Origin of the sequence: Candidatus Erwinia haradaeae, assembly GCF_900698885.1 — a bacterium.
GTDB lineage: Bacteria > Pseudomonadota > Gammaproteobacteria > Enterobacterales > Enterobacteriaceae > Erwinia_E > Erwinia_E haradaeae_H.
The window spans coordinates 956,077-979,932 of sequence record NZ_LR217705.1 but is presented as its reverse complement, the minus strand read 5'-3'; the positions used below and the strand labels follow the sequence as shown (position 1 = coordinate 979,932).

At 29.5% G+C, this 23,856-nt stretch carries 12 protein-coding genes and 1 pseudogene; 5 read left to right on the top strand and 8 right to left on the bottom strand.

The genetic code is table 11. The annotated features are described in order from the left end of the window. Positions 1 to 25: 25 nt before the first annotated feature. The 3 genes from cysQ to pitA all read right to left on the bottom strand — a co-directional run bounded on the left by cysQ (position 26) and on the right by pitA (position 6,016). Positions 26 to 772 (bottom strand): 3'(2'),5'-bisphosphate nucleotidase CysQ, encoded by a 747-nt coding sequence (gene cysQ / locus ERCISPPS3390_RS03055; RefSeq protein WP_197095336.1) that lies wholly within the window; start codon positions 770 to 772, stop codon positions 26 to 28. Positions 773 to 2,275: 1,503 nt separating this feature from the next. Beyond that, positions 2,276 to 2,698 carry a SoxR reducing system RseC family protein gene (locus ERCISPPS3390_RS03050; protein ID WP_197095335.1) on the bottom strand — a complete coding sequence of 141 codons (423 nt, stop codon included), beginning with the start codon at positions 2,696 to 2,698 and terminating at the stop codon, positions 2,276 to 2,278. Positions 2,699 to 4,513: 1,815 nt separating this feature from the next. Further along, positions 4,514 to 6,016 (bottom strand): inorganic phosphate transporter PitA, encoded by a 1,503-nt coding sequence (pitA, locus tag ERCISPPS3390_RS03045; RefSeq protein ID WP_197095334.1) that lies wholly within the window; start codon positions 6,014 to 6,016, stop codon positions 4,514 to 4,516. 1,156 nt (positions 6,017 to 7,172) lie between these two features. Here pitA and ERCISPPS3390_RS03040 point away from each other — a divergent pair. Continuing rightward, on the top strand, positions 7,173 to 8,006 hold the full coding sequence (locus ERCISPPS3390_RS03040; protein ID WP_197095333.1) for a Rossmann-fold NAD(P)-binding domain-containing protein: 834 nt from the start codon (positions 7,173 to 7,175) through the stop codon (positions 8,004 to 8,006). 962 nt (positions 8,007 to 8,968) lie between these two features. On the opposite strand, the gene rpe is transcribed toward ERCISPPS3390_RS03040, so the two are convergent. After that, positions 8,969 to 9,655 (bottom strand): ribulose-phosphate 3-epimerase, encoded by a 687-nt coding sequence (gene rpe, locus ERCISPPS3390_RS03035; RefSeq protein ID WP_197095332.1) that lies wholly within the window; start codon positions 9,653 to 9,655, stop codon positions 8,969 to 8,971. 921 nt (positions 9,656 to 10,576) lie between these two features. Beyond that, positions 10,577 to 11,107: a shikimate kinase AroK gene (gene aroK / locus ERCISPPS3390_RS03030; RefSeq protein ID WP_197095331.1), complete on the bottom strand. Its 531-nt coding sequence runs from the start codon at positions 11,105 to 11,107 to the stop codon at positions 10,577 to 10,579. 854 nt (positions 11,108 to 11,961) lie between these two features. Between aroK and pykF the strand changes: the two genes are divergently transcribed. After that, positions 11,962 to 13,374: a pyruvate kinase PykF gene (gene pykF, locus ERCISPPS3390_RS03025; protein ID WP_197095330.1), complete on the top strand. Its 1,413-nt coding sequence runs from the start codon at positions 11,962 to 11,964 to the stop codon at positions 13,372 to 13,374. An 860-nt stretch (positions 13,375 to 14,234) separates the two neighbouring features. Further along, positions 14,235 to 14,984 carry a Nif3-like dinuclear metal center hexameric protein gene (locus ERCISPPS3390_RS03020; RefSeq protein WP_197095420.1) on the top strand — a complete coding sequence of 250 codons (750 nt, stop codon included), beginning with the start codon at positions 14,235 to 14,237 and terminating at the stop codon, positions 14,982 to 14,984. Between the two features lie 673 nt (positions 14,985 to 15,657). Here the strand turns inward: ERCISPPS3390_RS03020 and djlA are convergent. Further along, a complete protein-coding gene (gene djlA / locus ERCISPPS3390_RS03015; protein WP_197095329.1) occupies positions 15,658 to 16,485 on the bottom strand; it encodes a co-chaperone DjlA in 828 nt (275 codons plus the stop codon). A gap of 1,638 nt (positions 16,486 to 18,123) precedes the next feature. On the opposite strand from djlA, the gene lptD reads away from it, so the two are divergent. Together lptD and surA are read left to right on the top strand one after the other, a co-directional pair. Continuing rightward, positions 18,124 to 20,466: an LPS assembly protein LptD gene (lptD, locus tag ERCISPPS3390_RS03010; protein WP_197095328.1), complete on the top strand. Its 2,343-nt coding sequence runs from the start codon at positions 18,124 to 18,126 to the stop codon at positions 20,464 to 20,466. Between the two features lie 63 nt (positions 20,467 to 20,529). After that, positions 20,530 to 21,813, top strand: coding sequence for a peptidylprolyl isomerase SurA (gene surA / locus ERCISPPS3390_RS03005; RefSeq protein ID WP_197095327.1), 1,284 nt, complete (start codon positions 20,530 to 20,532; stop codon positions 21,811 to 21,813). Positions 21,814 to 22,523: 710 nt separating this feature from the next. On the opposite strand, the gene ispF is transcribed toward surA, so the two are convergent. Both ispF and ispD read right to left on the bottom strand, forming a co-directional pair. Continuing rightward, positions 22,524 to 22,997 (bottom strand): 2-C-methyl-D-erythritol 2,4-cyclodiphosphate synthase, encoded by a 474-nt coding sequence (gene ispF / locus ERCISPPS3390_RS03375; RefSeq protein ID WP_231517356.1) that lies wholly within the window; start codon positions 22,995 to 22,997, stop codon positions 22,524 to 22,526. Between the two features lie 9 nt (positions 22,998 to 23,006). Then, positions 23,007 to 23,714: pseudogene (gene ispD, locus ERCISPPS3390_RS03370) on the bottom strand (2-C-methyl-D-erythritol 4-phosphate cytidylyltransferase); the annotation flags it as partial. Positions 23,715 to 23,856: the final 142 nt, after the last annotated feature.

Here is a 23,856-nt window from a genome sequence, read left to right as displayed (position 1 = left end):
AATTCTAAGAAATGGAATGTAAGTTTTACTTAGAAGAAGAAACAAGAAAGGCCGGGTTCAGGCATGAGGTTTTTGGTAGATAGTTAATAGCTTTACCTTGCCAATCATTGATTGTAGCGCCGGCAGCCAAGGCTATTGCATGTCCTGCGCCTGTATCCCAAATATTTGTAGGCTCTAATCGTAAATAAAATTGAGCTTTTCCTTCAGCAACCATACAAAATTTTAATGAAGAGCCAATTTTTACTATATGATGGCAACCTAGAGTGTCAAGGTAATGAGACATTTCACCATCTTTTGAATGTGATCGACTAACTACTACCACTGGGGGTTTTAGGGATTTTACTTGAATTCGTATTCGGTTCTTTTTGTTTTCTTTCCAAGCTATACCTGCTATTGCAGAATAAAGTATCGCAAATACTGGCGCATATACCACACCAAGGATTGGCTCTCCTTTATTTATTAGGGCAATATTGACTGTAAATTCACCATTACGTTTAATAAATTCTTTTGTACCGTCCAATGGATCAACTAACCAATATTTTTTCCAGTTTTTTCTAATTTCCCAACATATTACTTCTTCTTCTGATAAGATTGGTATTGTAGGGGTCATCTCTTGAAGTCCTGCGGTGATAATGTGGTGTGCCTTAATATCCGCAGTTGTTACTGGAGAATGGTTTTCTTTTTGTCTAATATTAAAGGGGGATTCTCCATTGTATACTTGCATAATAGCATCGCCGGCTTTACGGGCTAGATGACATACTTCTTTTAACATTGAAACTCCGTAAGCTTTTTGTTTAAGTAGTTTTGTAGATAAAGTGGTATTTATGAGCTTTCGGCTCGGATAGTTAAAATATTAAAATACGTATAACAATATTAATTAATATGAATATAGCAATATAAATATATTAATAATAATATTACAAGGAAATTATTATTAATCAAAATTTAGTTTTATGCAGATAAAAATTTCTTAACTAATGATTGCAACTAATGATATCACGTAATTTATACAAAAAATACTATTCTTGGTATAGATTAATTATGCTTAGTTTTGATATACACTGTAGTACTAATGAATGCTAAATATCATTACATTATGATAGGGTTAGTAATTTTTTTTTTAGAAAAATACTGTCAAGTTTTTTTATTTTTCAACAGAAAAATCAGTAATAATTTTATTATCATGTTTTACATGTAATTTAATTTCCTATGATAGGAATATTTTTTTGAATATACGTTATTATTTGTAATAATGTTATGTTTTAATTGAGTATGAATCTTTAATTTAGGGTTATAAAGAGATATTCTTATTATATTTAGATTTTTTAAATGAAGTAATCTCAATAGTATCACTAAATTTTATTTAGAGTTCATATGATTTTATTATTTCAGTGATAGAAAGGTGATCTTTTTTCTTATGCTTTAGACAAATTACCGATGCCGCATATATTATTTAATTTTTGAATATGGTTAAATTTATAATTTACTTAACTGTAATAACAGATTTTAGTGTAAATGAAAGGTATACCTCATTTATTCAAAAATTTTTAAGTATTTTGATATATATAACACATGTAAAATATACAGAACTTTTAGCTAGAAATTAATAATACCTTATATTTTTACTGTTTGATCGATAACAACAAACTATTCATTCTGAAACGATTGATTATTACATTTTATAGCATAGAGATAAAGTAGCACATGCATCCTTTAATCATAATTACTTCTAAAGATAAATTTTTACTGACTGTAGCGTAAATATTTTATCATTGTTTAATATTAATACGATTTTATTTTAAAATAAGATAGTATTAAGCTATTATAAATTAAGATCTTAATATATATAAGTATATAGGATCATGATTGCTTACAAAGCATTAAGTTTTTTATTTTACTGGTACGCTCTGGTAATTATTTTTTCTAACAGATCCTGTATTCAAGTACTTAAGATGATCTTTCTAGCTTAGACTGAGCTTTAACTGAGCACGTGATAAGATGATGTGCTTACTATATAGTATCACTACATTACATATTGTGTTTATATGCTTAAAATTTATGACTAATTTTATTAGTATCTCTTAATTCATATATACATTTTTAATGCAAGTTTTATAATTGTGTATAACATAATTAGTGAATTTTATTTCACTAAAAAATAAAAATAAAAATATTTATTTGTTCTCAAATAGTAGAGATACTTAGTAATAAAAATTAATAATGACAGTATTATAGCGTTGAATATAAGGATGATTGCACTACGGAAATTAATGTTTTATTTTAGAATCTTGAGTTGAAATAATTCTAATCGCATGAGTATTTTTGAAATTGTTTTAATGAAAAAAATACCTATTGTACCGCCTAATAATGCAGCCAACATTGTCACTTTGTCATTACAGAAAAATCTCTGAAATATTCCACCTGCAGTAAATAAACCAAGTAATGGTGTCATGTATATAAAAAACGCTGTTATAAGAACTGTATTTTTACTTATAGATAGCTCGACTTGCTGGTCGTTAAGAAATTTTTGTTTATCACAAACTATAATCTTATGCATGTTCTCTGTATTATTGGAATGCAAGATGGATTCTAATAAGTTTAAAGAAAGAGAGCAGTTTTTACAAACTATATTCTTTTGGACATGCAGCGTCAGAATATTATTCTGATATGATGCTACGGTTGCTATTACTTTGATCATAATATGTTTCCTAACATTATCTTATCATGGATCCCTATAGACTTAGATGGAAAAGATAAATTCATTGCAGTACTCTAATATTTGATATATGTAATTGTCATATTAAGTGATTTTTAAAAATAGCCAGCAATGTTGTTTGTTTATATATGTCATAAGCAGATTAGCTAATATGATTTATATTGAATAAGCATCAATATAGATTCTAAGATATATAGAATTATATATAAATTCTTTATATGTGGTAGTAAGTATATGAGTAATATACTTCTTAAAGAAGACAAAAATTCTTCTTTAAGAAGACAAAAACCTAAAGCTAATCACGTTACGTAATGTTTGTAGCTAAATGAAAAATATCATAGATTGTTTTATATTTTATTTATAGATTAACGTTTTCCCTAAATATATAGCGCAATGATGATATCATTTCTCTAGATTCATTAATTAATATAAAAATCCACCATCCGGCGGTTTATTTTAGGTTTTCTTGTGTTAATGTTGTTAGTGTTTATGAATACAATCTATCTAGAATACTATAAAAATATTTATAATATTAGTGATATTAGAATTTTATAATAATCTTATTGTTAACTTAACGATAATTTAGAATTGAATAGAGAATTAATTTGTTATTTTGTATTTATTTTAAAATAAAATATCTAGTGGATCTCACCAAGATATCTAAGATTATTAAGTGTTAACGATTAATATTGTATACGCAATACAGTTACTTTCATCTATAATGGGAGATATCACTTACATCATAATATTTATATTAAAGAATAGTAGTGCTTAATTAAAGAATAATAAGGATTAATTCACTTCTTTTGTAATCTATCTATAATTCACTATTGCAATATTTTTAGTTTTAAATTATGAGGTGTCTTTTATAACTTGAATATAATTATGATGTAATTTTTTATTTTTTTGTGTTAAGTATGGTTATGAAAATTATGACGGATATCATCAGTTATGTTCTGGGAATAATATATCTCTGCACTGAGTTATGATTCTCCATCGACTGAAAAGCAATCTAAAAAATAGAAATAAATGTTATTATTGTTTTTATGTACATGATATTTATGTTGACGTAACCCCTGTATCAAACATTATTATACGATAATAATATGATAGAATAGTCTTTTTTTTGTAGCCAGTCCAAATTTATCATGAGATCCTGATAAATCATATCCACTTATATTGTAGTATATAGTCTCATTAAGATTGAGGTATTTTATAAAAAATATTTGAATTTTTATATTATGATTACTAAAATTACGACAGAATTTAAAAAATTTAAAATTCTTTAGAGTTTTGTAAAGAAACAAAATCTTTTTAGAGGTAAGCCATCCGATAATATCTCAAGTACTGTTATTAATAATAGTACCAATGAGATAATTTAATGAAATATAAAACAGGGCCCTATAGTTTTTGATTTAAGCAATAGTGACCAAAATAATAAAATTTATTATTGGCTAATGAATAATATTTAAGGTATTTTGTTTTGTAATGAATTACTTTAATAGTTTTATATATGTAATACTTTTATTGAATACATTTTGCTAAGTAAAAATTAATTACTATTCTTGGTTGAATATTGAGATTGGGTAGTAATGTTACCAGTGCTTTCTGATTGATGGAGAGAATCTGATTACGTACCGTATAGTATAGAATGACGAATGTTAAAAATTTTTATATTTAAAATATCTAGCTTATTATCTTCTATTTATCTATTCTTGGATTATATATAGTATTATATACTCATAAATTTTTTAATAAAAGCCATAGGTGAGGTTAATTAATGAGTATATTGAATTTTCAGATCAATTTTGTTGCTGTTACATATATGATGCTAGATAATATAATTGCAACAGGAAGTGTGAGCATCCAAGCTATTAAAATATTTTTAACCGTACGACCTTGAATACCATTGCCACTTGCTAGCATGGCACCTGCTACAGATGAAGAAAGGATATGTGTGGTTGATACTGGTATTCCGGTATAACTGGCTACCCCAATAGATACTGCTGCTGTAATCTGTGCGGACATGCCTTGAGCATATGTCATCTCCTGTGTTCCAACTTTTTCACCAATAGTTTTTGCTATACGGCGCCAGCCTGCCATAGTGCCTAAGGATAGCGCGCAAGCAATTGCTATTATAATCCATAATGGGGCATATTCTACAGTATTGAGCAAATCTGATTTTAATTTTTTTAAAAATAGCACATCTGAATCTGTTGCAGTTGGTAAGTGAGAGATCCTATCTATAGTATCAGTAATACATATCAATAAGCTTCTCAACTGTATTTTTTCTTCCACACGAAGTGTGTCATAGCTCACCAAGTTATCTAATAACTGTCGTGCTTCTTCACATAATAGTAATGTATCTGATAAAGTAGAATTTTTGACTGAATTTATATAATTATTTTTGACTTGGATACTTGATATAATAGGTGATACTTCTGTTATCTGTTGTGAAAAATTAGGAGTAAGCTTTTTATAATACTGCTGGAGATGAATCACGGCATCACGAGTGCGAAAGATGTCATAATCGTTAGCATTTATGTTAACTGCAAAACCAGAAGGAGCAACACAAATTAAAACTAACATAATAAGACCAATACCTTTTTGACCATCATTGGCGCCATGTGAATAGCTTACACCTATTGCTGAGAGAATTAAGGCAATTCTAGTCCAAAATGGTGGTTTTTTTTTGCCATCAAATTTTTCTCTTTCATTGGGTGTCATGTGGATACGTTTTCTTTTTTTATTACCACCCCAATATTTACGTAGAATAATAATTAGACTACCAGCAAATACAAAACCTAAAATTGGTGAAATGATCAATGATGTTAAAATATTGAGCATTTTTGGAATATTTAATGCTTCTAAGAGTGAATGCCCTGTTAGATAGGCGTTAGTAACACTAATGCCAATAATACCTCCAATTAGTGTATGTGAACTAGAAGCTGGTAATCCATAATACCAAGTACCTAGATTCCAGATAATGGAGGCAATCAACATAGAGCTAAGCATGATTAGTCCATCTGTAGATCTAACATTTCGTAGTAGATCAGCTGGTAGTAGATGGACAATCGCGTAAGCCACACTTAAACCACCTAGTAACACCCCTATAAAATTAAACACTCCAGACATCACCACGGCTAATTTTGATCGTAATGCGCGAGTATAGATAACGGTGGCTATGGCGTTAGCTGTATCGTGAAAACCATTAATGGTTTCATAAAATAATACAAAAAATAGCGCTAGTGTTAAAAAACATGTAGTATAATAATCAAGACCATAAAATAAATGTAGCATTAGAGTTTTGCCATTTTACATATTAGAGAAAAATTAGGAGTATTCTTTGTGACGTATCAAGCCTAAAAGTACAAAACATAGATCGTTAGTATCTTGTATATCAGCATCAAATAGATTGCAATTAAAAGTTATAAAATTTGCGGCAGTTATGTAAAACCTGTCATTAGCTTTACCTAATGATAAAGGTTTTAATTGTATTTACATTTTCGTAATTATAAAATATTTAACGTTATGTAATATCAGATTTTTATTTAATACTAAAAATTCATCTAAGATTCTGATAAGAATTTCTTTATTATTAATTTAATAATTATAATGTTATCAACAAAGAATTAATTTTGTTCTATGAAATGTTATTTCATACAATTTAATACCTAATAACCATATCATGTTTAGATTTTTATATATGTTTAAATGTTTAGATGTGTAAATGTTTGGATATTTTCTAGCAAAAATCAAATTTTAATTTAAGGTGTTGAGATTTTATAAGGTTTTTTATATCTTACATATAAAATGTTATTTAATCTAGTTTATTTTTATTCTCATAATTAATTAAACATAACAGAGAAAATTATTGTAAAACGATCAGTAACTCTTTTAAAAATAAAATTTACCATAACATAACTCTTTATATAGCTCTTTATAATATTGTATTGAAATATTGTATTAAAAAATATTTTTTAGATCAATGAATATTTTTTAAGTACTAGGATAACTGAAGATCATCACAATAGCTTTTTAAGCTAGTACTTAAAGCCAGAAGAGGGCGACATGAAATGAAATATATTAAACGATTTTTTTATGTTTTTTATTATTAGAGATAATACTTGTCATTAGCTAGCTTATTTATTTGATCGAGTTGTTAAATTTTTATTTAAGAAGTTATTTTTAAAGAAAGATTACAGACTCCTTTAATAAGTATAGATCACATATTATACAGGTTTAGCATAATCTAAATATTCTCTAATTATCTGAGGATTCTCTAATAAAAAAGAATATATAAATAAAAACATAATGAATAAAAATGTTCATTACTTTTTGGTAGGTAAGATAAAAAGTTTATGGTTTGTATGCTAAAGACTCTATGTGGACGCAATTTATATTTATCCTAGATCTTTTATTACTAATCAGTACATTAGTTACATGGGGCTAAAAGATGAAACGTGTGGTAATTATTGGGCTAGGATGGTTAGGTTTTCCATTAGGCATGTCTTTGATAGCAAGAAGTTGGCAGGTTAGTGGCAGCAAGACTACTCAGGAAGGAGTAGAAGCGGTTAGAATGTCTGGAATTGATAGTTATTTTTTAAAACTTACACCCAAACTCATTTGTAATAAACAGGATTTAAAAAATTTACTAAATGTAGATGCCATGGTTATTACATTGCCTTTCACTCGAAAAATTACCAGTAACACACAGAGTAGTGACTATTTTTTAGCTATACAAAATTTAGTAAACGTTGCGTTAAATTTTTCCATTACTCAAATAATTTTTACCAGTTCAATTTCCGTATATGAGGGGAGCGTCTTTAGTATCAATGAGAATACAACAGTTAAACCTCATAGTTTTACTGCACGCATTTTATTAGAGGTAGAAAACTGGTTATCCTGTTTAAAAATGGTGTCGGTGGATATTTTAAGATTAGCTGGACTAGTAGGTCCAAAGCGTCATCCAGGTACTTTTTTAGTTGGTAAAGCTGTATTAAAAAATGGATATCATGGTGTTAACTTAGTTCATCTTGATGATGTTGTTGCAGCTATAATTTTATTATTAAGCAATTCTTCTGGAGGGGGGGTTTATAACTTGAGCGCTCCACAACATCCGGCGCGTAATAGGTTTTACTCTCAGGCTGCTAAAACGTTGGGTTTATCGCCACCAAGTTTTTATTGTAATGACAGAAGAGAACTTGAGAAGATAATTGATGGTAGTAAAATTTGTCGAGATTTGGGATTTACTTATTGTTACCCTGATCCAATGTGTATGATATCATAATCATGATCAAGGAGTGCATATTATTGTAAGAATTAGTCTTATGTAATAAAATATTAAGTAATAATTAGATAAATTGATATTAAATACACAATATGAATTTATTAGAAATAGTAATTCAGAGAATTGTGGCATACAATGCAAGAATGAACATGGAATAGAACAGAAATTTATTTATAGAAAAGCATAAAAATAGACTAATATAGATAAGTCATCTTTATATAAAATAATCGTATACTATCAAATAAATCATAAATATGTCTGTATAATACAACATTATAATGTTGTATTATACAGTATCGCACTAATTATAGAAATCACAATTAGCTAGCATAAATACATTACATGTAAGTTTATTTTTTAAACGAAATAATTTTTAGTAAATTTATTATCTTTTATAAAAAATTGTATAAAATTATATAAGATCATTAATCCTATTAGAAGGTTAAAAGGTAAAAAGAGGTTGTTAAAATTACAGTTTAACAATTCTAAAATAAAACGAACGAACATGTAGGTCGCGGAGATTAAAGGAAATAATAACTTTCCTATCATAAATCTTTACATAAAAGAATTCTTCTTCCTAGTGTGAGTTAAACTATAAGTACTGATGTTTTTAACTTTAACTTATTAAAATTTATTAACAGCTAAATATTTATTCATGTAAATCAACACAGCTTATTAAATTTATTTAGTCATTAACTAAATCTCTATGGAGATTGTTGATCTCCATAAGATCATTAGATAGCTCTAGTGATCTTATGTTATTTTATATAGAATATTTCAAGAAGTTTACATTGTTTAAGTAGTATAGATTAATGATAGTATAGAACTAAATTGTGTATTTTTATAATAAAGATATAGTAAAATACTATAAAAATGTAAAAAAGATATAAAAAGACTGAGGTTTTTATCAGTATTCTTGATGAGTGTAAAATCTTTCGAGAACTGATAGTAAGCACATGATTTTAGTAATATGATGAAGGCATGGAATGACCTATTATGTACCGCATACCATCAATAGCTTTTTTATAATCGATTTGATTAAAAACAGCAGAACCTACTACAAACATATCAGCACCTTCGGCGACAATTTTAGAAAAATTACTCATTGTTATCCCTCCATCTACTGCTAAGCAGATATCATAACCACTATTATTAATAAGCTGTCGAACTTGATGTATTTTATGTAGAGTATTCGGAATAAATAATTGACCACTAAATCCCGGGTTAACAGACATGACAACAATTGTATCTAGTTTATGCATAACATAATCCAGAATACTAAGGGGTGTAGCAGGATTTAATGCTAAGCCGGCATAACAACCGTTTTCTTTAATTAGTTGCAATGTACGATCAATATGTTTAGATGCTTCCGGATGAAAAGTAATGTAACTGGCACCTGCTTCTGCAACATAAGGGATGATACAGTCAACTGGCTCCACCATTAAGTGAACATCAATGGGCGCAGTTATTCCATAATTACGAAGTGCTTTAACAACCATTGGTCCCATGGTAAGGTTAGGGACATAATGATTGTCCATAACATCAAAATGGACTAAATCACCTCCGGCATCTAGTGCTTTTGAGATGTCTTCTCCAAGTCGAGCACAGTCTGCAGAGAGAATTGATGGAGCAATTAAACATTTTTTCACCTAAAAGTCTCCTTTATTTTACTGCCACAGTCCTTTGAGTATTACCTTAATGGTTACTATAATATTACATTATATGAAGATCCTATAGTGATTATCAACATTAATATTAATAATTATTAGGAATTGCTTTTTACTAGTTGATACGTGTATTTATGATTTTTATCTCATAATAATACATTACAGTTATGATTAGTTATTAATTAATAAACAAGGGGGGTGGTTTTGTTATTTTTTATAAAAATTACTTTTGAGTGGAAGTAAAAAATAGTGTATATACTACACTATAAGTTTTGAATATATAAAAACATGGTGTGTAAATATATACTTCATTTTATTATGATAGTTTTATTTTTAACATTAAAATGTAAAATTTTATGACCTGTAGATTTTTGTTCTATTTATACAAATATTATTCTTTTATTCAGGGTTGATATGGATTCCATATTTCGTTTGTGATTATTATAATATGAAATTATGAAATTATAACATTATGATAAGAATAATATCTGCGCCTAAGTTCATATTATATTAGTTGGAGTTTTATAATAGAGATCTTGATATGAATTTGAATTTTTTGTAAAATATTAACGTTAGTTTAATTGTTTTAGGCTGAATAATTAATGCAATATGTTATTGCATATTTATAATGATTATAAAAAAGGATGATGTCTAGCTTATATTTTTAGAAATTAACAGTGAGGATATCCAGCATATTTTACGATGTTTGGCTTTTACTATTTATTTTTTCTGTATTACCCATGAGCTTAAGATGTTAATTTTTAATTTAAATTTATGTGTTTATCTAAACATATGAAGTTTTAACTATTCATGAAGATTTTTTGTGTATAACCTGAACAGGAGCATTTATTATCTTTTTCTGTGAAATATATTTCACATATAGTTAACAAATTCGTCAAGTAATTAGGTTGATATATTTGTTTCTACGATCTGTAAAATTTGCTTTAAAATCAATCTGAGGCTTTGCTTGTTAGTATGTATTGTAACATCAGAAATTTTTTTATATAGTAGATTTCGTTCATCAGATGATGTTTGTGTGGCCATTTTAGAATGATTTTTAGTAAGAGGAATGTGATATTTTTTGTTACGATAAGTATGTTCTTGTTGCCTTAAAGTGGTTATTTCGAGGTATATTACCATACCACGAGTAGAGAGATAAGTGCATATGTTTTGTGATTGTATACAGCTTTTTCCAGCTGCTAACACAATACCTTGTTTCTTTGTGAGCTCAGCGATAATTTTTTCTTCGCGAGCACGAAATCCAGTTTCTCCCTCGATGTCTAAAATCCAATCTATACTTACCCCACTGCAGCGTTCAATTTCATAATCTGAATCAAAAAATTCCATTTGTAGCAATTGCGATAAATGTCGTCCAATAGTACTTTTTCCTGAACCAGTGGGGCCAACCAAAAAGATATTACGTTTTTTTGCCATGTTATAGTCTTACAAAGGGACAAAGGGAATGCATGAATAATACTCTATGTATCATTATTAATGAGGAACAGAAACTGATATTTTTGGCATGCTGTTAAAAATAGAGAGTATATTAAATACAAAATATTTCTATAATAATTTTTAATAAATTATCAAAATAATACTATTTTTAGATAAATAAGCACTGCCCTTGGCATGAATAATACATGAGGTTGTAATTTTTAGACTTTTAAAACTGTAAATTTTTTATTTTTAGGAAAATGTTCGTCTTTTATAAGTTTTTAGTATTCCTTTCTATGATCTATAAATAATTATACCATAATACATAATATTGATGCATGAATATCAATATACTTTTAAAAAAAATACTAGATTAGTATAGATCATTGTAAAATACATTTTAAGCTGTAGGTATTTTTATAATATATGTTATAGAAGTATACTGTATCTATATTTTGTAACTTACTAAACCATAGCAGCGCTAGATTATGCCAAAATAACTCCCGATAAAACACTAAATTTTACTTAAATGTTACAGTTTGCTTACAGCTTCACAAGTAGAGCTGTATGTACGCATTCTATTTTTTAAAAAAGTATTTTATTTAAGAACCGAGATCTATAATTTAATCAGCGCGGAATTTATATATCTAGTTAATAAGCTAAATCAGATAAGTGGAGAGAATCATTTGTGCAGTATTTTCATTATATTATAAATATATCGTATATTGTATATGTAATTTTGTACACTACTATATATTAGTATTAAGCTTATAAAGGTGTTCGTAATTAATGGTGTTCGTAATCAATCTCTTTAATATATCTATTAATTTATTTAGGATATGATAAAAATCATTATGAAAAAGACAAAAATTGTTTGCACGATCGGTCCAAAAACTGAATCAGAAGAGATGCTTTTTAAACTTCTAAAAGCTGGAATGAACGTTATGCGTTTAAACTTTTCTCATGGTAATTATCTGGAGCATGCTCAACGTATTGCTAGGTTACGTAATGTTATGAATATAAGTAGATATCAGGCAGCTATTCTTCTTGATACTAAAGGCCCAGAAATTCGCACTATGAGATTAAAAGATGGCAAGGATGTTTCTTTAGTAGCTGGGCAGGTGTTTCATTTTACTACTGATCCAAATGTTATCGGGACTTCTGATGGAGTGGCAGTAACTTATCCAGGTTTTTCTGCAGACTTAAATATTGGTAATACTATTTTAGTAGATGATGGTTTAATTGGTATGCGAGTAATTTCAGTAACAAGGAACACAGTCACATGCCAAGTGCTAAACAATGGAAAACTTGGCTCTTATAAAGGCATTAATTTGCCTGGTGTTTCAATTAATTTACCAGCGCTAGCAGAGCAAGATAAATTAGATCTTATTTTTGGATGTAATCAGGATGTCGACTTTATTGCTGCTTCTTTTATTCGTCGGTGTTCTGATGTTATGAATATTCGAGAACACCTAAATTCTCACGGTGGTGAGCACATTCAAATTATTTCTAAAATTGAAAATCAAGAAGGTTTATATAATTTTGAAAAAATTCTTAATGTGTCTGATGGCATTATGGTTGCCCGTGGTGATCTCGGTGTAGAAATCCCGGTTGAAGAGGTAATTTTTGCGCAAAAGATGATGATTAAAAAGTGTAATTACGAGCGTAAGGTGATTATTACTGCCACTCAGATGCTTGACTCGATGATGAAAAACCCAAGACCAACTCGTGCAGAAGCTGGAGATGTCGCTAATGCTATCTTGGATGGTACGGATGCGGTTATGTTATCTGGTGAAAGTGCAAAAGGAAATTATCCAATAGAATCTGTCGATATCATGGCAAATATTTGTCAGAGAACTGATCGTGTCATGCGAAGCGTTACAGATTTTCAGAACGATAGTTGCACAATGCATATCACTGAAGCAGTTTGTCGTAGTGCAGTTGAAATTGCCGAAAAACTTGCATCTCCATTAATCATTGTAGCTACCGAGGGTGGAAAATCTGCTAAGTCTTTACGTAAATATTGTCCATGTGCGACCATTTTAGCGCTTACAACTAATGAAAAAACAGCAAGGCAGTTACAATTGAGTAAGGGTGTTGAAACATTATTGGTTGATAAATTTACATCTACAGATGATTTTTATAGATTAGGCAAGGAAGCGGCTGCGGCTAGTGGATACGCTAAAAAAGGTGATACATTAATAATGGTGTCTGGTGCACTGGTTCCTAGTGGTACTACTAACACATCATCAGTGCATGTATTATAAACGAGTGGTTTTAATTAGCCGACTTATAACAACTAGATTAGTGAATACTATTACTATAGTTGCATTATAGTAAGTATTGTTAATCAAAAATTAAATATAGTCTGTTTTTACAATATTCAAGAATTCTTGAGTAGTAATTTTGATGCGATTAAAGAATTTTATGCATAAAGAATTCATGAATTGAGAGTATTTTAGAAATACATAAAAATAAAGCTATAAAGCTATAAAACTGTAAAGCTAAAAAGGTTTATGTTTTTATTTGCTTTGATGCGTAAGGGTTTTCTTTAGTGGTTTGGTGTTATATATAAATCTTATTTTCAGAGAACTATTAAGCGACTCTTACTGGGGTGTAGATATTACACATAACATAATATGTCCCTCTATTATATTGCTGCATGGACAGCTTAACCAACAGATAATTATCAATTATATCAGGAGTATGTTTATGTATTTATTGTTAGCTCGCTTAATAAATGATAATAGCATTTAGACATGCCTATTTATTACAAGTAATATGAAACGCGTGCTATAGCTATAATGATTAGAGAGATATATTAAGGATAGTTGTGCTCTGTTAAGTATTTAATATGATCTTTCTTGGTTTTAGTATGTTGTATATAAATTATATAGTTCAAGTTTTATGGAGTGTGCTCGTATGGTGTGTTTTTGTGTGTAATGTTATGCAATAATATATAGATACCTTTATTATTATGGTAATAATCTGTAACTTATTTATAGAGTATCTTATGAAAACAGAATTTTGTGCGACTGATTAGATGTAATAATTTTTTTAGAAATTGAGTATAAAATATATAGATTAATCATAGGCAGGATATAAAATAACGGGATAAATTGTTATGATATCTAATTTTGAGTTAGAAAAAGGGGTTAATCAGCTCTTACATACTGAGACCTTTAGTGATAATGTGATCAACGGTCTGCAGGTAGAGGGGCGTAAGCAAATTAAAAAAGTGATTACTGGCGTTACTGCCTGTTATGATTTATTAAATGAGGCCGTTCGATTAGATGTAGATGCGATTGTGGTGCATCATGGTTATTTTTGGAACAATGAACCTTCTGTCATAAAAGGTATGAAACGACAACGATTAAGAACACTTCTAGTACATGATATCAATCTCTTTGCTTGGCATATGCCGCTGGATGTTCATCCAAAATTTGGAAACAATACAAAATTAGCAGAATTGTTAGATATTGAAATAAAAGGGAATATAATAAATCCTTTAATTCTATGGGGAACTCTTAAAAATCCAATAAGTGCAGATAGATTTAAAAAGTGTATATCTATGGCACTTGGAAGAGAACCTTTGCACTGTTATGCAAATAACGCACCACTATTGATTGAATGCATAGCTTTGTGCAGTGGAGGTGGGCAGAAATTTATTGATAAGGCCGCTGATTTTGGGGTTGATGCGTTTATTACTGGTGAGATATCAGAAAATACAGTACATAGTGCGCGAGAGCAAGGCTTGCATTTTTTTGCTGCAGGGCACCACGCTACTGAACGTGGTGGGATTCAGGCGCTAGGTGACTGGTTGGCAAGGAAATATAATCTTGAGGTTATATTTATTGATATTGATAACCCCGTTTAATATTCTTTATATTTAACAAGAGTAATCAGTTTAGAATGATTGATATCATGATACTATTTGATAGTAATCTTTTAAAGATGCTTATGTAATATTTTCAAAATCTAATATTTTACAAGATAGGGTCTGAGTATAAGTTATAAAAATAGATCATTATACATTCGGAGTATATTCATTTAGATTTTGTATAGTGGTTAAATAGTAATAGATAGTATCTTAAATAATTTTAGTGAGCTCGTAAAAGTTAGTGAGCTCGTAAAAGGCAAAATTTTTACATAATATACTATATATAGTAGTTGTTATCCATGCAAATAATATACAATTTATATTGTATATTATAGATGAGGTTTATAAAGAGAGTAGTATAAAAGCGTTTGTAATTTTTTTTATATATAATAGTACAAACATGAAAGAACAATTCTTAATAGAGAAATATAAAATAGATTACAATCATAATATGTATTATATACATGTGCAAATAATAATGTATTTAATAGCTAAAGGTATGCTTAGATTCACTGATATGTTTTATGTATTATAAAATTTAGACTAATATAGATATGTACTTGTCACAGAGGTGACATATTTTATGTAGTGAATTAAAAATGATTATCAACGATATACATACTTTTCACTTGGTACTTAAAATTTTTTTTATTTTTAGTTAAGCAAGATATTATTTAAAACCTTTTTTACGTTTAATTAGATTATAAGCTGCTTGTAGCGCCTGTGTTTTTTGTTTTGCCATTTGCATCATCTCTGGAGGCAAACCTTTTGCCACCAACTTGTCTGGATGATGCTCACTCATTCTTTTGCGGTAGGCTCTCTTAATTGTGGTGGCATCGTCATTACTTGAAACTCCAATCATAGTACAAGCATCCTCTAGTGTAGGGCCCGTGGTTTCTGGAGTGTAATTATTTGTATTTTTTGAGGATTTTTCATTTTGATAGGTTCCTCCAAATTGTTGTCCACTTTCCATCATCTGTAAAAATTGATCGAATTGTGCATGTGATATTCCTAATTCTTCAGCAATAATATATAGTATCTTGCGTTCGTTAGGGTGTAAAATTCCGTCAGAAAAAGCTGCTTGCATTTGAATTTCAAGAAACATCCGTAGTAGATCAAAACGATGAATACAGGCGATACGCAGTTCACGTAGTTTATCTCGCATAGGGTAGTTTATATTTTTTCCCTCACGAAAGGCATGCTGGGCTTCTTCACGACTTACCCCATGTAATCTCATTCGATCCATCAATTGGGATACTATTTTAATGTCTGCGTTTGTGACTCGTCCTTTTGATTTAGTTAAATGCCCTAAAACTTGAAAAGTAGTACAAAAGAATAGAGATTGACGTATTTTTTTATCAGACATATCGTGTTGATAAGTAGATGAGCGAGCTCTATCAAACATATATCCCATAAGGAGACCTATTAGGATACCCCAGAACCCTAAACCGGACAGCATACCCCAAGCTATTCCTAACACCTTTCCCCAATAGTACATAAACTCCTCATTAGGTCATCATATTTCTGATATCTTTTAAAATATTAACTTTTACTTTTCAATGTGAAAGAGAATCAATATGTATTAACATGGTGTGATATATTCTACAAAATATAATATATGTGGGATTTGTCTATGTTTTAATACATTCTCTCAAACAGGTTTCTAATAATTTTTTAAATAAGCATATTGCTTGAAAATTGTTAGAGTTCTCATTATTAATAATCTCCTGTCTATTATAGGAATCTTAAATTGCTTTAGATTTTTAAAGTTTACTTAGGTATATCTACATTTATAAAGTTTTCTCTCCATCTATTATCCATTAATATTAGCATGATATTTTTTGCAGTTAGTTAAACTGCACAAGATTTTTCTGGTGAACTGCATTAGTAGAATGTATTCTGTATTTGTTATAATACGATCATGGGGCTATAGAGCATTGTTCTCACCGATAGGTTCAACCCTCTCTAAAAATTAATTTTATTACTTACATTAGTAACTATTACTTACATTAATAACTATTACTTACATTAGTAACGTTTAGTAACGTATAGAGGTGTAGGCTGAGTCCTTTATTATTATATATTGTATAACTATTTTTGGAATCTTGCATGTAATGTGATTCTTGTTAGTTGAGAATATGCTATAGCATCATATCATGTCATTATCTACCATCGTGCGCTAATTGTGGGCTAGGTAATCATATTATTAGGTGGAGAGATTTTACTATCAAAATTTAATTGTATTTTTTCTAAAATAGACAAATATTCTTAATGATAAGAATGGTGTTTTATAAATCATGTATATAAAATATATTATTTATATGTATATTTTGATTATATGGAATTGCTAGTAGTATGTGTATGTTTGATTATTTATTTCGATTTCTTAAAAAGAATAGTATACATATGTTCTCTTGCATTAATAAAGAATATTTTTACCTAAAAGAATGCACTACTTTTGTTACTTGATTTAAAATAGTTATAAAATAGCTAAAAATAGTTATAATAATAATTTTCTTTTATAAGTACACACAGATGTCATAGAAACATCTAGAAATTTTAGAACAATATAAAACTATAGTTTTATTTTGTTAGCAGGGATGAAAAGTATAATAGACCAACATATATCACTAACTGTAAAAATGTCTTGTTCTTTATTAACGTATGCGTATTTTTATATAGAAGATGTTATCATTGTTTAGATAATATAAGTTTTATTATAAAATGATATTTTGATACAAGTACATATAGTTTTTTATAACTATTCATCTAATGATATTAATATAGATCATATTTTTTTGTTCTATCTGATAGACTTATAACATGCATCTATCGTGAGATAGATATTGGTTTGAGAGTATATTCTAGGCGGGGTGTTAGATTGAATAAATCTTTTGAAATACTTTAATTATTAAAATCAATCTTTAAACAGTGATATATAAGAATGTAATCTATAATTGAAAAGCATTATTTTTTCGAACCAGTTGTACTTTTTGAAAAATATAGGTTATTTTTTGATTTGATCTTATTACGATATAGCGCATATCGTAGATATATTAGTTATACAAATACAATATTAAAATATTATTTATATGTGAGAAAGAATGCTAGTTCCTGGGGAATTTTAACACGGCGCATGAATATCAGGCTATTTGTATTGTTGATTGCATTACTTGCATTAGTATTTGCTAGTAAGAAAACGTTAGCGAATAATTTAATAACAGAGCCAATTATTAAGGATTATCAAGATGATCATCTGTTCATTCAGAAAAAAAGGATAGACCAGTTACCTGTAGTGATTCACTCGGATACAGCGCAGGGCACTTATCCAGATGAAGTAATATTTAGTGGCCATGTTGATATTCAGCAAGGAAGAAGACATATTAAATCCGAGAAGGTTCAAGTTAATCGCTCTGTATCTAAAGGTACAGAAAGTCCAATACATACTGTCCTTGCATTAGGAAAGGTATGTTATTATGATAATAAGATAATGCTGAAAGGCTCGAGAGCTTGGTCAAATCTAAATACAAAAGATACTAATATTTGGGCAGGTAATTACCAGATGATTGGACGCCAAGGAAGGGGTATAGCCGATCAAATACAGCTAAGAAATTCTCATCGTTACACAATTCTAAAAAATGGAACTTTTACTTCTTGCCCAATAGGGCAAGATAGTTGGCATATTGCGGGATCAAAGATTATTTATGATCACGATGAGCAGTTAGCTGAAGTTTGGGGTGCACGTTTTAAGTTAGGATCTATACCAATTTTTTATAGTCCTTATTTTCAAATACCAGTAGGTAATAAAAGTCGTTCTGGTTTTTTAACTCCTCGCGCATATTATAATAAAAATGGCGGTTTTCAATATTCTCTTCCTTATTATTGGAAGATTGCGCCAGGGGCGGATGCTACGTTAATAGCGCATTACATTAGTCGAAGAGGGGTGCAGTGGAAAAACGAATTCCGTTACTTAATAGGTGGAAGTGGTACTATCGAATTTGATTATTTAAATCATGATCTTGTTTATCAGAAAGAACATATCACGTCTGGTAGATCTTTTAATAGGTGGTTATTTCACTGGCAGAACAGTAGTGTATATTTAGAGAATTGGCGATTTAAAGCTGACTATACAAAAGTGAGCGATCCTTATTATTTTTCAGATTTAGATTCAATTTATGGTATGACCAGTGATGATTATATGACTCAAAAGCTTAGTTTTGGGTATACTGAACATAATTGGAATACAATGGTATCAATAAAAAAATTTCAAAGTTTATCAGTCAAGGATCAACAGAATACTTATAGTGCGGAACCACAATTTGATTTGAATTACTATTATCGCCATTTTTATCCGCTGTATGGACACTTATACGCTCAAATATCAAGGTTTGTTAATGTGAATTCACATATGCCGAGTGCGATGCGTTTTCATCTAGAGCCAGATATTAAGTGGTCTCGTGTAAACGAGTGGAATGCCATACATGTTTCAGCAAAATTGTTTGCTACACATTATGAACAATATAATGTTCAATATTATAATTTTAAAAAACAGCATGCAGTTAAATTACAAAATTCAGTGAACAGAATTTTACCACAATTAAAAATTGATGGCAGCATGAGATTTGAGCGTAATATGAATTGGTTTACAGGTTATAGGCAAATGATAGAGCCCAGAGCACAATATCTCTATATTCCATATTGTGATCAGAGTTCTATTCAAGCTTATGATTCTACGCTTTTACGTAGAGATTATGATGGTTTATTTCGAGAGAGCACGCATAGTGGTCTAGATCGTATAACTTCTGCAAATCAAATAGCTACTGGTTTTATAATGCATATTATAAATCCTAATCTGTTGGAGCGTTTTAATTTTTCTGTAGGGCAGATTTATTCATTTAATGCAGTACATGGTCATCAAGATTTTCTTCGGAATCAGGCTCGAGGTTCTGTAGTATTAGCAAGTGATAGTTATTGGAAAATTACTGATAATTTAGCAATGCGCGGAGGCGTTCAGTATGACGTACATGTAGATAATATCTCTCAAGGAAATACGATTTTAGAATGGTGTCATGATTCTAGGCATGTTTTACAGTGTAGTTATCGGTATACTAATGCAAAGTATATGAAAAATATTCTGGCGCATTATAGTAATCAGGATAGATATGATAAAGGTATATCACAAGTAGGTGTTATTGCTAGCTGGCCCATTATGAACACATGGTCCTTGATTGGTGCTTTTTATTATGATCTAAAAACTGGATCGATAGCTGATCAATTAGTGGGTATGCAGTATACCTCCTGTTGTTATGCACTGCGTTTAGGTTATGAGCGTAAAATTAACGGTTTGGAGCAGAATCAAAGTCAGTATGACAATAAAATTTCATTTCATATTGAATTGCGTGGTATGAATTCCGATCATGAGTTAGATTCTAGCCAAATGTTATCTCAAGGTATTTTACCGTATCAAAAAATCATATAATATTATGATTTATAAAAATATCACTAACTTAAAAGTAGGAGATGTGAGAATGGATAAAGTATGATGAAGTGGAAACTATTAATTCTTGGCGTACTATTAGTTCCTGAAATTGTTTTTTCAGCGCCAAAAGTTTTAGATAGAATTGCGGCTATTGTTGATCACAGCATAATACTAGATAGTGATGTGATTGGTGTAATACGATCTATAAAAATACAGGCACAAAAATCTGGTAAAAATTTACCTCATGTAAATATTTTATATTCTCAGGTTTTAGAAAAATTAATAATGGATGCGTTGTTACTACAAAAAGCAGAAGAGTCTGGTATTTACGTCAGTGAGGAGCAACTGGAAGAGGCGATTTTAAATATTGCCAAAAATAATAAACTAAATATAACTCAGTTACATAGTTATGTGGCAGAGCAGGGATTAAATTATGTTACTTATCGTGAGCAAGTGCGTCAAGATATGATAATAGGAGCATTTAGTAATAGTGAAGTGCGACATCGTTTAAGTATACCGCCTCAGGAGGTGGACTCACTAGCTACGCAGATATCTTTGCAAAAACGTTCTAAGGTTAATTTTAATCTTACTAGTATCTTTCTTCCATTGCCAACATATCCAACACAAGAACAACTAATTAACCAAAAAAAAATTATTCAACAATTAATTCAAAATATTAATAATGGTTTAGATTTGCATAAAATACATACCTTAAAATTTAATACCTTGCAGTCTATTAAAAAAATGGATATGGGTTGGAAAAAAATGCAAGAACTACCGTCTCTATTTTCTCAATCTTTAGCATTTTCCCATAAAGGCGATATTATTGGTCCGATTAATTCTAGCACAGGTTGTTATATTTTAAAAGTTAATGATATACGTGGTGATGATAATGAGTCTGAGTCATTGGTAACTGAGCTATATGCTGATCATATTTTACTTAAACCATCAGTAATGATGTCTAATGCTGAAGCAAAAGAAAAGTTATTGCATGCTGCAATGAATGTGAATAGTCAAAGATCTTTTAATAAGATCGCAGAAAAGTTTTCGCAAGAGTTTGGCACATTATGTAATACCAATGATTTAGGTTGGGTCTCAGTAGAAAAGTTTGATGCAGAGTATCGTGATATCCTAAAGAATCTTAAAATCGGCCAGATTAGTCAGCCTGTTCATTCTGTATTTGGATGGCATCTAATGCATATTCTCAATATGCGTATAACAGACAAAAACTATGAAATGCAAAAAGAACAAGCTTATCGCTTATTATTTAATCGTAAGTTTTACCAAGAAATGGAAAATTGGATGCAAGATGAGAGAAATTCTGCCTACGTTAAGATTATTACTTAAAAATTCAATGTATACAATGAGAGTAGATAATCTTAACTAAAAAGGCAGATAATCGTTGCAAGATGATAACTAAGTTGTTTTTATTTCCCATGTTACGACTAGACTAACTGATTGAGTTTATTATGTATTTTTATAGAATTTAGTAAAAGAGTTTTTACTGAAGTCGTTTGTATTCAAACAATGAAGATTAGAATATTTACTTATGTAGTTAATAAGATTTATATTTTTATATAATGTATTTTGTAGATATTATTATAAGTATATGATATATTTCAAATATAGTGTGTAAAGTAAAAAATATCTGATTAAAGTGATTTTGATATCTAAAATATAATGCAGAGACAGATCAATATGCTTAATTAATGTTTATTAGACGGTTCTAGAGGCGTGATTTTTTTAATCTTATAAAATTAAAATCAGTCTTTAAATCTGAAAAAAGTCATACAGTACTGATTATTCATAAACTTTAAGATGATTAGAATTATTAATTTTAGTTATAAACATAACAAAATTGTTATTATCATTGATAATGAGGATTTATTTTTAATCTGTAATGATGGTTTTCGGTTTTTATTATTAATAAATATCTTTTTATGAAAATATAAATGATTCTGATTGAATAACATTTAAATTTTAGTATATACATACTACTAAACATAGTCTTAGTTTAGGGTGTTATTATCTGTAACAGATAATCTTGCTTTAATTATTTAAGATTTTTTTAACAATAAAACAGCTTCACAGGCAATGCCTTCTTTACGCCCAATACAGCCTAGTTTTTCTGTAGTTGTAGCCTTGATGTTCACACTGTCTTGATTTATACATAAATCTTCTGAAATATTTATACGCATTTGTGTTATATATGGAATAATTTTTGGAATCTGTGCAATGATTGTAATATCAACATTTCCAATTTGATAGTTCTTTTCTGTAACACGTGAAAAAACTTCACGTAAAAGAAAACGACTATCTATTCCTGCATAAAGAGGATTACTTTCGGAAAAAAGAGTCCCTATATCCCCAAGAGCTGCTGCGCCAATCAATGCATCTGTGAGTGCATGAAGAGCCACATCACCATCAGAGTGAGCTAGAAGTCCTTGACTATTAGGAATGAGAACACCACATAAAATTAGTGGTCTAATACCGCCAAATGCGTGTATGTCAAAACCGTGACCAATGCGCATGATATGTCCTGATAGATCAACTTTTGTAGAAAGATAAGCTTCAGCTAGCGCTAAATCTTCTGGATATGTAATTTTTACATTATCACTGTGTCCTTTAATTAATTCAGGTTGATAGCCACAGAATTCTAGTGCTGATGCCTCATCAGTAATATTTTTCCCTAAATCAATTACTCTTTGTAAGCAATTTAATAGTAATTTTAATGGAAATAATTGCGGTGTTAATGCATGCCACAAGGACTTACGCTGTATACTAGCATGAATCTGATTATTTCCATCTCCCGCTTGTTTGATGGTATCACGTACTGGAATCGCTAGAATGCCACCAATTTTGCTACTTAAAGTAAGACGTAGAATACGCTCTAAATCTTCTGATCGTAAACAAGGTCGCGCAGCATCATGTATCAATACCCATTGAACAGGTGGAGCCGCTTGGAGAGCTGCTAGCACTGAATTTGCACGCCATTTGCCACCCGTAACAGTAGTAATACGTAAATTGTGAGCTACTGATAGATGATTAAAGTATACATCTTCTGGATGTAGCGCAACTATTATTTTTTTAATCTCTATATTTTGTAACAATACATTCAAAGTATGTTCTAGAATTGTTTTTCCGGCGACAATGAGGTATTGCTTAGGTCGCTTGGATTGCATACGACTACCTATTCCTGCGGCAGGTACTATAGCGATTACATCCATTAATGAGGTATTATTTCCCATGATGCTTCATTTTATATATAAAAATCTAACCTGATTGTTTAATACGTTTATAGCCATGACCCTTGATCAGAGCATAAATAGTAATTTTTCTGGCAGACTAGATTTTATTTCTCAGAATTATTTTAATAACATTGTATTTACA